General features: G+C 66.1%; 7 protein-coding genes. 3 read left to right on the forward strand and 4 right to left on the reverse strand.

Annotation, left to right across the window (positions count from 1 at the left end; genetic code table 11):
- Nucleotides 1-127: 127 nt before the first annotated feature.
- On the forward strand, nucleotides 128-2,389 hold the full coding sequence (locus QPK31_RS24295; RefSeq protein WP_290425469.1) for a family 1 glycosylhydrolase: 2,262 nt from the start codon (nucleotides 128-130) through the stop codon (nucleotides 2,387-2,389).
- 106 nt (nucleotides 2,390-2,495) lie between these two features.
- Nucleotides 2,496-3,281, forward strand: a complete 786-nt coding sequence (locus QPK31_RS24300) for a glycosyltransferase family 25 protein (protein WP_290425470.1) — start codon at nucleotides 2,496-2,498, stop codon at nucleotides 3,279-3,281.
- 152 nt (nucleotides 3,282-3,433) lie between these two features.
- On the opposite strand, the gene msbA is transcribed toward QPK31_RS24300, so the two are convergent.
- On the reverse strand, nucleotides 3,434-5,164 hold the full coding sequence (gene msbA / locus QPK31_RS24305) for a lipid A export permease/ATP-binding protein MsbA (RefSeq protein WP_290425471.1): 1,731 nt from the start codon (nucleotides 5,162-5,164) through the stop codon (nucleotides 3,434-3,436).
- The gene (locus tag QPK31_RS24310) at nucleotides 5,154-5,963 is read right to left on the reverse strand and encodes an O-antigen ligase family protein (protein ID WP_374045837.1); all 810 of its coding nucleotides are present in this window, start codon (nucleotides 5,961-5,963) and stop codon (nucleotides 5,154-5,156) included. Before QPK31_RS24310 ends, msbA begins: the two co-directional genes overlap by 11 nt.
- A 617-nt stretch (nucleotides 5,964-6,580) precedes the next feature.
- On the opposite strand from QPK31_RS24310, the gene QPK31_RS24315 reads away from it, so the two are divergent.
- Nucleotides 6,581-7,651: a glycosyltransferase family A protein gene (locus tag QPK31_RS24315; protein ID WP_290425473.1), complete on the forward strand. Its 1,071-nt coding sequence runs from the start codon at nucleotides 6,581-6,583 to the stop codon at nucleotides 7,649-7,651.
- A 206-nt stretch (nucleotides 7,652-7,857) separates the two neighbouring features.
- On the opposite strand, the gene dnaE is transcribed toward QPK31_RS24315, so the two are convergent.
- Nucleotides 7,858-11,355 (reverse strand): DNA polymerase III subunit alpha, encoded by a 3,498-nt coding sequence (gene dnaE / locus QPK31_RS24320; protein WP_290425474.1) that lies wholly within the window; start codon nucleotides 11,353-11,355, stop codon nucleotides 7,858-7,860.
- 171 nt (nucleotides 11,356-11,526) lie between these two features.
- Complete coding sequence (locus QPK31_RS24325; RefSeq protein ID WP_290425475.1) at nucleotides 11,527-12,285, reverse strand: PEP-CTERM sorting domain-containing protein; 759 nt, start codon at nucleotides 12,283-12,285, stop codon at nucleotides 11,527-11,529.
- Nucleotides 12,286-12,310: the final 25 nt, after the last annotated feature.

The raw sequence follows: 12,310 nt of genomic DNA on the forward strand, positions 1-12,310 counted from the left end.
GAGGAAACGGATAGGAAGGTAAAAGTAGGACTAGTCCGAAATGTCTTCATTATGTGCGCCGTTTCACATAATTGTATCTTTGACGCCGCTAGGCTTAAGCCTGTCTTCACTAAAGCAGGTAGATCCCATGAACAGCAACAAGCATATCCAGCCAGATACCGCACCCGAGCTGGCGCTTTGGGGCGGACTCGAATGCACCGTCAACCGCGTGCGCGACCAGTACTTCAGCCAGATGGACCGCAACGGCCACGCCAGCCGCCTGCAAGACATCGAACGTTTCGCTTCCCTCGGCATCAAGGCCATCCGCTACCCGGTCCTGTGGGAGCGCACCGCCCCCAACGGCATCGAGCACGCCGACTGGTCCTGGTCCGACGCGCGCCTGCCTGCCCTGCAGCGGCTGGGCGTCACCCCGATCGTCGGCCTGGTCCACCACGGCAGCGGTCCGGAGCACACCAGCCTGGTCGATCCAGCCTTCCCCGAAAAGCTCGCCGAGTACGCCGGTGCGGTAGCGGCACGCTACCCCTGGGCCGAGTACTACACCCCGGTCAACGAAATCCTGACCACGGCGCGCTTCTCGGGTCTGGCAGGCGTCTGGTACCCGCACGGGAAGAGCCATGCGATTTTCGTGCAGGCGCTGCTGATCGAGACCCGCGCCACCGTGCTGTCGATGCGCGCCATCCGCACGGTGAATCCGGATGCGAAACTGGTGCAGACCGACGATTTGTCGAAGACCTACGGCACGCCCGAGATGCAATGGCTGGCGGACTTCTTCAACGAGCGGCGCTGGCTGGGCTGGGACCTGCTGTGCGGGATGGTCGACGAGCAGCACAAGATGTGGGATTACCTGATCGAATCCGGCGCCACGCCGCAAGACCTGCTCTGGTTCCGCGACAACCCCTGCCCGCCCGACATCATCGGCGTCAACTACTACGCCACCAGCGAGCGCTGGCTGGATCACCGCACCGAGCGCTATCCGAAGGACCGCTGCCACGAGTACGACGGCTTCCCGCATGCCGACATCGAGACTCCGCGCGTGCTGGCCACGCCGACGCCCGGCATCGGCCCGCTGCTGCAGGAAACCTGGGAACGCTACGGCCTGCCGATCGCGATCACCGAAGCCCACATCGACGCCAACCGCGAAGACCAGATGCGCTGGCTGCTCGAGATCTGGAACGCCGCCAAGAAGGTGCGCGCCGGCGGCGCCGACGTGCGCGCGGTCACGGTCTGGGCCCTGCTCGGCTCCTACGACTGGAACTGCCTGGTGACCGAATGCCGCGGCTACTACGAGCCCGGCCCCTTCGACGTGCGCGGACCGGAGCCGCGCCCGACGGCGGTGGCCACCCTGATGCGCGAACTGTCGTCCGGTCGCCCGCTCACCAACCCGGTGCTGCAGGGCCAGGGCTGGTGGCGCCGTCCGGGACGCTTCCTGTGCAAGCCGGTCGCCACCCGCACCGCCGTGGCCGACATCGCCGTGCGCGATCCGTACAAATCGCAGCACGTGCAGCCGATCCTGATCGCGGGCGCCACCGGCACCCTGGGTTCGGCCTTTGCCCGCATCTGCGAAAAGCGCAACCTGGCCCACCACGTGCTGACGCGCCAGGAAATGGACATCACCGACCCGGCCTCGGTGGAAGCGGCGGTCCAGCGCTTCAAGCCCTGGGCCATCATCAACGCCGGCGGCTACGTGCGCGTCGACGACGCCGAGGTCGACAGCGAAGCCTGCATGACGGCGAATACCCACGGCCCGACCGTGCTGGCGCTGGCCTGCATCCGCCACGCGATCCGCTTCGTGACCTTCTCCAGCGACCTGGTGTTCGACGGCAGCAAGGAAACGCCGTATGTCGAATCCGACCCGGTGGCCCCGCTCGGCGTGTATGGCCGCAGCAAGGCCGAGTCCGAGCGCCGCGTGCTGGAAGCCGACCCGCAGGCGCTGGTGATCCGCACCAGCTCCTTCTTCGGCCCCTGGGACCGCCACAACTTCGTCACCCAGGCCATCAAGGCCCTGCGCAAGGGCCAGGCCTTCGAAGCCTCGAACGACCTGGTGGTGTCGCCGACCTATGTGCCCGACCTGGTGAATGCCAGCCTCGACCTGCTGGTCGACCGCGAGCGCGGCGTCTGGCACCTGACCAACGGCGAAGCCATCACCTGGGCCGACCTGGCGCGCAAGGCCTGTGAAGCGGCCGGCGTCGATGCTAGAACCCTGGTGGAAAAGCCGGCGGCGGAATGCGGCTACAAGGCGGTACGCCCGGGTTACTCGGCCCTGGGCAGCGAGCGCGGCCTGATGCTTCCTTCGCTCGACGACGCCCTGGCGCGCTACATGAAGGCGCTCGAGGAACACGCGGGCGACGACGGCGAACTGGTCGGCGAAGCGGCGCACTACGCAAGCTGATTCGCTTCGGCCACCGGCCGCCGCCCGGCGCAGGACGCGCCGGCGGCGGCCGTTTTTTCTGGCGGCTGCGCCGGCCCGCTGCACGCGGCGAGGGCGATGCGGTAACATGCTGCCTGCGCCGGCGTGCCCGGCATTTCCTGCGACTCCTACAGGTTCAGCCTTGAAAATCTTCGTCATCAGTCTGCCGTCCAGCCGCGAGCGGCGCGCCCTCGTCGCGCACAAGCTCGGTTCACGCAACCTTCCCTTCGAGTTCATCGACGCCGTCGACGGCCGCGTCGACAAGCATCCCTATTTGAACAACTACGACGAAGCGAGCTTCCTCGTGCACCGCCGCCGCCGCGCCGCGCCGGGCGAACTCGGTTGCTACGTCAGCCACCTGCTGGCCTGGGAAAAGAGCGTCGAACTAAACGAGCCGATCGTGGTGCTGGAAGACGATTTCCAGCTGACACCGGACTTCGAGGCCGGGCTGGATTACGTGAGCCGGTTCGCCGACCAAGTGTCGTTCGTGCGCCTGGAGCCGCTGGAAAAGCACACAGTGATGACGTCGGATAAAAGCGCGGGCTTCAGCCTGGTCAAGCAGCTCGACGTCGGCATGTGCATGACGGGCTACGTGATCACGCCGCAGGGCGCGCGCAAATTATTGGCGCATGCGCGCACGATCCGCGCGCCGATCGATTTGTTCCTGAAATATACCTTCGACCACGGCGAGCTGATTCACGCGGTGGTGCCGCACGGGGTGTATCCGACGCACGAGGATTCGGTGATCGGGATCGATGTGCGCAACCAGCGCGAGAAGGGGTTCGTGCTGGGCTTGAAGCGGTTTGCTTACAAGACGTTTTATCGCTTTGCGAATTTGTTGACGAACCTGGCGAACGGGCTGCGGCGGTTCTAGCCGGGCCGCGGGCCTTTTGGCTTCACGCGTGGGCACGGGAGCGCCCACCCTACGTCATCGTAGCCGCTGGCCGCAGCATATGTAGGGTGGGCGCTCCGTGCCCACGCGGTGATCGGTAGCAGATAATTCATCCGGCGCGAAGCCGGAGCCAATCAAGCGTTCGACGCCGCCGCGAACTGCAGGCGATACAGGTTCGCATACATCCCGTTCGCCGCCAGCAGCTCGTCGTGCGTGCCCTGCTCGACGATCCGCCCCGCCTCCATCACCACGATCCGGTCCGCGCCCTCGATGGTCGACAAACGGTGCGCGATCACCAGCGTGGTGCGCCCCGCCATCAGCGTATCGAGCGCGGCCTGCACCGCGCGTTCGGACTCGTTGTCCAGCGCCGACGTCGCCTCGTCGAGGATCAGCACCGGCGCATCCTTGTAGATCGCGCGCGCGATCGCCACGCGCTGGCGCTGGCCGCCCGACAGGCGCATGCCGTTCTCGCCGATCTTCGTCTCCACGCCTTCGGGCAGCTTGGCCACCACGTCGGTCAGGTGCGCCGCCTTCACGGCCGCGGCCAGGCGTTCGTAGTCGATGCGCTCGGCGCCATAGGCGATGTTGGCCGCCAGCGTGTCGTCGAACAGCACCACGTTCTGGCTCACCATCGCCAGCTGCTTGCGCAGGCTGGCCATGGTCAGTTCCTCATACGGCACGCCGTCGAGCAGGATGCGGCCCGCCTGCGGGTCGTAGAAGCGCGTCACCAGGTTCACAAAAGTCGACTTGCCGCCGCCCGACACGCCCACCAGCGCCACGGTCTGGCCCGGCGCCACGTCGAGCGTGACGTTGTTCAACGCCGGCGCTTGCGCGCCCGGATAGGTAAAGCCCACGTCCTGGAACTGCAGGTGGCCCTGGGCACGGTCGATGGTGCGCGTGCCCGGGTCGTGCTCGACCGGCGCGTCGATGATCGAGAACACGGTTTCGGCGGCGGCGATCCCGCGCTGCATCGGGCCGTTCACCTCCGCCAGCGATTTCAATGGCGTGAGCAGCATCAGCATCATGGTGGTGAAGTTGGTGAACTCGCCGACCGTCATGTCGGACTGGATCGCCATCACGATCACCACCGACACCGCCACCGCCGTGGCGACCTGCGTGATCGGCGTGGTGGCGGCAAAGGCCACCGTCATGCGCTGCGAGAAGCCGCGCATGGCTTCGCTGCGCTGCTCGAAGCGGCGCCGCTCATAGGCTTCGCCGGCGAACACGCGGATCACCTGGTGGCCGCGCGTGGCTTCTTCCACCACCTGCGTCATCTCGGCGGTCACGCGCTGGTTGTCGCGGTTCAGGCGGCGCAGGCGGCCGGTGGTGGTGCGCACGATGACGGCGGTGAGCGGCACCACCACCATGGCGATCAGGGTCAGGCGCCAGTTCAGGTAGAGCAGCGCGCCCAGCAAACCCAGCACCACCAGCACGTCGCGCACGTAGGCCACGAACACCGAGTTGATCATGTCGACCACCTGGCGCACGTCGCCGATCACGGTGTTGATGATCTTGCCGGTCGACTCTTCGTGGAAGCGCGCCACCGGCAGGCGCAGCACGCGCGAGAAGGCCATGCGGCGCAGGTCGTTCAGCACGCGGCTCAGCACCCAGTTGTTCAGGTAGGCGGTGGAAAAGGTGAACACGCCGCGCAGCGCGAAGATCGAGATCAGGATGCCCGGCACCAGCCACAGGCTGAATTCCACCTTGTGCGGACCGAAGCCCTTGTCGAGCAGGAGCTCGAGCGCCTTGGCCAGCAGCGGCTGGGTGGCGGCGGTGCCGGCCATCGCCAGCAGCGCCAGGAAGGCGCGCGAGCGGTAGGGTTTGACGATCGCCAGCAGGCGTTTGACGATGGTGCTAGTGTCCAAATTCTTCTTTCTGGTTCAGGCTCAGGCCCATGAGGATGAATATCATCAGCGCGTAAAAGATGCAGGCTTTACCGGACCAGAACATCATCTCGGTCAGGCCGAAGGCGAAGTAGCCGAGCGCCACCAGCATGCCGGCTAGCGCGGGCGTGCCCGGCGGCTGCCCGCGTTCGACCGCGGCGCGCGCCTGGCGCGCGAAGAACGCGAACGGCGCGGCCAGGATGCCGAACAAGGCCAGCAGGCCGAACACGCCGCCGTTGGCCAGCGCCTGCAAGGCGTCATTATGCAGGTGCTGGGCCGGCAGCACCACCGCATCGAGACGCCCCGCGCGCACGTACTGCGCCAGTTCGGCACGTCCGACGTCGTGGTCGCGCCCCAGCAGGGGGCGTTCGGCGATCAGCATGCCGGCGCCCTTCCACAGCTCGAGGCGGATGCCGAGGTTGGTGAATTTGTCGCCGCCGGCGTACCAGGTGCGCACGTCGCGGATGCCCTCGTCCACGCGCGCCTGCATGCTGGTGGCCGGGACCAGGTAGAGCACGGCCACCAGCGCCACGGCGACGCCGAACACGATCCGCACCCGGCCATGGCGCACCAGGCCGTAGCGCACGCACACCAGCGCGCCCAGCGCCGCCGCCAGCCAGGCGCCGCGCGTGCCGGTGATCACCAGCGCCAGCACCCCGGCCAGGCCGCCCAGCAGCGGCCACAGGACGGTGCGGCCGGCGCGGCGGAAATCGATGGCCGCCACCAGCGACAGCAAGGCCAGGGTCAGGACGATGTCGCCGAAGGTGATGGCGTTGATCATGCCGCCCGGCCGCTCGATGCCGAGCACCAGGTGCTGCCAGGCCACCAGGGCAAAGGCGCCGATGGCGCCGAGGATCGCGCCCCACCACAGCGCCTGGCGCGGCGGACGCGCCACCAGCACCACGGCCAGGGCGCTGGCCGCGAAGAACATGCGTGCATGCTTTTCCAGCGAACTACCCGGCTGTTCCGGCCGCAGCAGGAACTGCAGCAGCACCAGGACGAAATTGAACAGGAAGGCCAGCACCACCCAGCGTATCGCGGGCCAGTGGCGCGCCAGCGCGGCGCGGCTGGCGCGCGGCATGCACAGGGCGCTCAGGAGAAGCAGGAAGCTGGCCAGGCCAATCCCGGGTCCGGTGGTCAGGCACAGCGCCGGCACCATGAAGACAAGGGCGCCAGTCCATAGCCGCGACGGGGCCATCGTATTCATCAACGTATTGTCCATCAGCTCAGAGGTAGGATATTCTTCCCGGATCAGCAGGCTGTCGGTTGCAGGCCATGCCGTAGGAAAAGAATTTTCAAATCATTATCGCTGAACCCGGCTCGACTGCCAACACGCACCGCCGCCGGCACACCCGAACAACGCGGCGCTGCATGCAGCGCCAAGAAAGAGAACCACCGATGAACACGGCACCACGGCTTTCCATCCTCGTTCCCGCCTACAACGCCGAGCAGCACCTGGAGGCGACCCTGCGCTCGGTGCTCGAGCAGATGGGCCCCGGCCATGACCTGGTCGTCATCGACGACGGCTCGCGCGACGGCACGGGCGCGGTCGTCACGCAGATGCAGCAGGCCTGGCCGGGATTGGCGATCCGCCTGATCCGCCAGGAGAACGCCGGCCTGGCCACCACGCGCAACCGCCTGCTCGAGGCCGCCACCGGCGAGTACATCCTCTTCCTCGACGCCGACGACCTGGTCCTGCCCGGCACCCTCGCGGCGCTCGACGGCATTTTCAAACAGCATCGTCCCGACGTGATCGCGCTCGACTTCAACGACTGGCACCCGCACAACATGCGCCGCACGCGCCCCATCGCGCGCGGCTACCCGGCCGACACCCTGATCAGCGACCGCGAAGCGATCCTGCGCACCTTCTTCATGGACCGCCAGTGCTATGCCTGGGCCAACGTGATGCGCCGCGAGATCTACCTGCGCCAGCCGGCGCCGCTGTATCCGCCGGGCCGCACCTTCGAGGACATCACCACCACGCCGCAGCTGATCGCCGACTGCGCCAGCCTGTATCGCCTGGCCCGCCCCTGCTTCGACTACCGCCAGCATCCGGGCAGCATGAAGCGCGGCCTGTCGCACAAGTGGTGCATCGATTTTGCCAAGGCGGTGCTGCACATCCACCATCACTTCGGCACGCTGCCGGTGAGCGACGCGCTGCGCCTGCACGTCGACGCCGCCACCATCCACTTCTACAACGTGATCCTGAAGCGCACCTACGAGATGGGCTGGAGCGAGGGCAAGGCCGCGCGCGAGGACGTGCGCGCGCTGCTGGCGCAAAACCTGTTCCACCCGCTCGAGGCGGTGCTGGCGGCGATGGAAGGCGAGGTACTGGACAGCCACGACCGCCGCGCCGACCGCCGCGCGGCGTCGCAGGTGCGCAAGCTGCTGGCGGGGAACCTGGGCTTCGTGATCGGCAAGGTCCTGGCGCGGAAGATCAAGGTCTTGCAGCGCAAGGCGGTGGCTTGACCGGTAGCGGTCGTCCCTGACGCGACCGTAGGGTGGGCGCCCCGTGCCCACGCGTGAAGCATGCATGGTGTTGGCCGCTTTGATGAACACACAGCGCCAACAATGTCCATCGTTTACGCGTGGGCACGGGGCGCCCACCCTACGATTGTCACTGTAGCGGCCAACGCCAGCAAATCCAACAGGCTGCCAGCAAAGCCGTCGCGCCTTTAGTACTCGACCGCCACATCCTTCGCGCCGAGATTGAGTTCGAGCGCATGCTTGAGCGCATCCGATGGCGCCACGCGCCATTCGTCGCCCAGTTGCAGGATGCATTCCACGCCCTGCGGTTTCACGCGCAGGCTGACCGGCAGGCCGTCCGGGTGGCGGTAAGGCGACAGCACCTCGGCCATCTTCGCCGAGCTGATGCCGCACTCGATGTCCATCTCCAGCTTGTGGCCGTAGTGGATGCGCGCCGCGGCGATGTCGAACACCTTCTCGGCCGTGATGCGCAGGCCGCCGTTGAAGCGGTCTTCCGACACCTTGCCGACCACGAGCAGGAATTCGTCTTCCTTGAAGGCGTTGCGGTTCTGCTCGAACACCTCGTTGTACACCGTCACCTCGACCACGCCGGTCTTGTCGTCCAGCGCCACGATCAGGATCTTGCCGCGCTGGGTCATCTGGGTACGCACGCCGGTGATCACGCCGCATAGCATGCGCGGCTCGCGCGACGGTTCCAGGTCCTTCAGCTTGGTCTTGGCGAAGCGCCGCACTTCCCCCGCATACGAGTCGAACATGTGGCCCGACAGGTAGTAGCCGAGCGCGATCTTTTCTTCGGCCAGCTTCTGGCGGTCGGTCCACGGGGTCGCCTTCACATAGTCGGGCGGGGCCACCAGGTCGGAATCGTCGCCGCCGAACAGGCTCACCTGGTTCGCGGCCGCCGCGGCCTGGCCGGCCGCTTCCATCGCGAACGCGACGGAAGCCAGCAGGATCGCGCGGTCGACGCCGAATGCGTCCATGGCGCCGGCGCGGATCAGCGACTCGATGGTGCGGCGGTTGATCTGCTTGCGGTCGACGCGCTTGCAGAAGTCGAACAGGTCCTTGAACTTGCCGCCCTCCTGGCGCGCGGCGATGATCGCCTCGATCGCGCCCTGGCCCGCGCCCTTCACGCCGCCCAGGCCGTAGCGGATGTTCGACACCTGCTTGCCAGTGACGGAGCGCGGCGCGCCTTCCGGCGTGAAACGGAACTGCGATTCGTTCACGTCCGGCGGCAAAATCGTGAGTTTGCAGACATCGATCGCATCCTCGACCAGGATCTTGATCTTGTCGGTGTCTTCCATCGCCAGCGACATGTTGGCTGCCATGAAGGCGGCCGTGTGGTGCACCTTCAAATAGGCCGTGTGGTAGGACAGCAGCGCGTAGGCGGCGGCGTGCGATTTATTGAAACCGTAGCCCGCGAACTTTTCCATCAAGTCGAAGATCTCGTCGGCCTTTTCGGTCGACAGGCCGTCTTTCGCGGCGCCGGCGCGGAAAATCTCGCGGTGCTCGGCCATCTCTTCGGCCTTCTTTTTACCCATCGCGCGGCGCAGCATGTCGGCGCCGCCCAGCGAGTAGCCGCCGACGATCTGCGCCATCTGCATGACCTGCTCCTGGTAGACCATGATGCCGTAGGTCTCGGACAAGATCGACTCGGTACGCGGATCGGGGTAATCGAACTTCTCGCCGTGCTTGCGCTTGCAGAAGTCGGGAATCAGGTCCATCGGGCCCGGGCGGTACAGCGCCACCAGCGCAATGATGTCCTCGAAGCGGTCGGGACGCGCATCCTTCAGCATGCCCTGCATGCCGCGCGACTCCAGCTGGAAGATGGCGACGGTTTTCGCATCGCTCAACAGCTTGTACGAAGGCCGGTCGGTCAGCGGCAGGGTTTCGAGATTGAACTCGGCGTCCTGCGGATCGAGCGCGCGGATGTAGTTCACGGCGCGGTCGAGAATCGTCAGCGTGGTCAGGCCCAGGAAGTCGAACTTGACCAGGCCGACGGCCTCGACGTCGTCCTTGTCGTATTGCGAGACCACACCGGCATCGCCGCCCTGGGTGTACAGCGGGCAGAAGTCGGTCAGTTTGCCGGGCGCGATCAGCACGCCGCCGGCGTGCATGCCGATGCCGCGCGTGATGCCTTCGACCTGCTGGGCCAGGTCCAGCAGCTGCTTGACCTCTTCCTCGTTTTCCAGGCGTTCCTTGAGCAGCGGTTCTTCCTCGATGGCCTCGGCGATCGAGACCGGTTTGCCCGGCTTGAACGGGATCAGCTTCGAGATGCCGTCGCAGAAGTTGTAGCCGAAGTCGAGCACGCGGCCGACGTCGCGGATCGCGCCTTTTGCGGCCATGGTGCCGAAGGTGGCGATCTGCGACACGGCGTCGCGGCCGTACAGGTCCTTCACGTGCTGGATCACCAGTTCGCGCTTTTCCTGGCAAAAGTCGATGTCGAAGTCGGGCATCGAAACGCGTTCAGGATTCAGGAAACGCTCGAACAGCAGGTTGTACTTCAACGGGTCCAGATCCGTGATCTTCAGCGCGTAGGCCACCAGCGAGCCGGCACCGGAGCCGCGGCCCGGGCCGATCGGTACGCCGTTGTTCTTGCCCCACTGGATGAACTCCGCAACGATCAGGAAGTAGCCCGGGAACTTCATCTTGATGATGGTCTGGTTCTCGAACTCGAGGCGCGCCTCGTAGCGCGGGCGCTCGGCTTCGCGCTTGGCCGGATCGGGGAACAGCTGGATCAGGCGCTCCTCCAACCCCTTCTTGGTTTCGGCGACCAGGAAGTCGTCGATGGTCATGCCTGCCGGCGTCGGGAAGTCCGGCAGCTGCGGCTTGCCCAGCGTGAGCGTGACGTTGCAGCGCTTGGCGATTTCGACCGAATTGGCCAGGGCGCCCGGCAAATCCTTGAACAGCTCCGCCATCTCGGCCTGGGATTTGAAACACATCTCCTCGTTGAAGCGGCGCACGCGCTTGGCATTCGCCAGCATCTCGCCTTCGGCGATACAGGTGCGCGCCTCGTGGGCGATGAATTCGTCCTTGCTGATGAACTGCACCGGGTGGGTCGCCACCACCGGCAGGCCCAGGCGGCCGGCCAGCGCCACCGAATGGCGCACCTGCTGTTCCTGGTTCGGCTGGCCGGCGCGCTGGATCTCGATGTAGAAATGGCCGGGGAAGATGCGCGCCCAGCGCTCGGCGGCCTTTTCGGCGCGGGCGATGTCGCCGTTGTCGATGGCCTGGCCGACGTCGCCGAAACCGGCGCCCGAGAGCACGATCAGGGCGTTCGCTTGATTGACTTCCGGCTCCAGCGTGGAGACGGAGGTCGCCAGCGCTTCCAGCCACTCGACGCGCAGCTCGGCGCGGCCCTTGTACTGGTTGGTGAGCCAGGCTTTCGACAACAAATCGCACAGCTGCAGGTAGCCGCTGCGGTTCTTCGCCAGGATCAGCAAACGGTGCGGCTTGTCGCGGTTGTCGTCGTTGGTGATCCAGGCGTCGACCCCGACGATCGGCTTGATCCCCTTGCCGCGCGCCGCCTTGTAGAAGCGCACCATGCAGAACATGTTGGCCAGGTCGGTGACGGCCAGCGCCGGCTGCTGGTCCTTGGCGGCTGCGCCCACCAGGTCGTCGATGCGCACCAGGCCGTCGGCGATCGAGTATTCGGAGTGGACGCGGAGATGGGTGAAAGTCGGGGAAGTCATCCCGTCATTTTACCTCGGCAGGCGGCGCGGCGGTGGGGCCGGGGCCGGTTTTGGCAGCGCCGTCCGGGCCGCTGCCCCGCAAGGTTAAGTTGCGATTTCACAACAATATGCGACGCAGACGGGCTTAAAAAAGCCCGGCCGCGGCCGGGTTCCCGATGAAGCGCGCGCCGATCAGCCGCGCTTGCGGCGGCCAGCCAGGCCCAGGCCGGCCAGCGCCAGGCCGAACAGCGACAGCGATGCCGGTTCCGGCACTTCGCTCACGCGCAGGTTGTCGATGCTGACTTTCACGCCGTTGTCGAGGTTGACGGTGCGGATGCCGATCTGCGAAACCGACGAGATCTTGCTGGTGCCGGTGGCAACGCGGTCGGCGCCGGTCAGCGAGTGCATTTCGTCCGCGGTCGGGTTCATCCAGGCGGCGAAACTGTTGTAGAACGCGGAACCGTTCGTCTTGGTCAGGTAGCCCAGCAGGTGGTAGGTCTGGCCGGCAACCAGGTCGCTGCCCAGCAGGTAAGGACCGCCGGTGCCGGTCGTACGTACGTACAGGTCGTCGGTGCAGACGCCGGTGTCGCAGTTCGCTTTCAGGCCGAAGCTCGGGCCATCCTTGTCGCCCAGCCACAGGCCGAGGAAGTCGTTGTTGCCCAGGGTGCCGGTGTACGAGAAGCTGAAGTCGACGATGATGCCGCCGGTCTGGGTCTCGGCCAGGTTCCAGTACGCAGCGCGGTCGTTGTTGCTGCCGAAGGTCAGCGACTTGTTGCCGCCGGCGGTGGTGACGGCCGGCTTGTCCTTGGCCTTGGTGATGTCGGTGGCCCAGTTGCCGGTGAAACCGGTGCTGGCGCCGTCGAAGTTGTCGGCGGCGACGACGATGCTGGCGTTGGCGCTGGCGCTGAAGGCAAATGCGAGCGAGGCGATAACAGGAGCGAAACGTTTCATGTGCGAGTAGATCTAAAGTAAATGG

Origin of the sequence: Massilia sp. YIM B02769 (genome assembly GCF_030411995.1) — a bacterium.
GTDB lineage: Bacteria > Pseudomonadota > Gammaproteobacteria > Burkholderiales > Burkholderiaceae_D > Telluria.

Bases quoted from the DNA above. Each gene is read 5' to 3' on its own strand.
- QPK31_RS24325 (WP_290425475.1), bottom strand. From the start codon at position 12,285: ATGAAACGTTTCGCTCCTGTTATCGCCTCGCTCGCATTTGCCTTCAGC.
- QPK31_RS24310 (WP_374045837.1), bottom strand. From the start codon at position 5,963: ATGATCAACGCCATCACCTTCGGCGACATCGTCCTGACCCTGGCCTTG.
- QPK31_RS24315 (WP_290425473.1), top strand. From the start codon at position 6,581: ATGAACACGGCACCACGGCTTTCCATCCTCGTTCCCGCCTACAACGCC.
- QPK31_RS24295 (WP_290425469.1), top strand. From the start codon at position 128: ATGAACAGCAACAAGCATATCCAGCCAGATACCGCACCCGAGCTGGCG.
- dnaE (WP_290425474.1), bottom strand. From the start codon at position 11,355: ATGACTTCCCCGACTTTCACCCATCTCCGCGTCCACTCCGAATACTCG.
- QPK31_RS24300 (WP_290425470.1), top strand. From the start codon at position 2,496: ATGCTGCCTGCGCCGGCGTGCCCGGCATTTCCTGCGACTCCTACAGGT.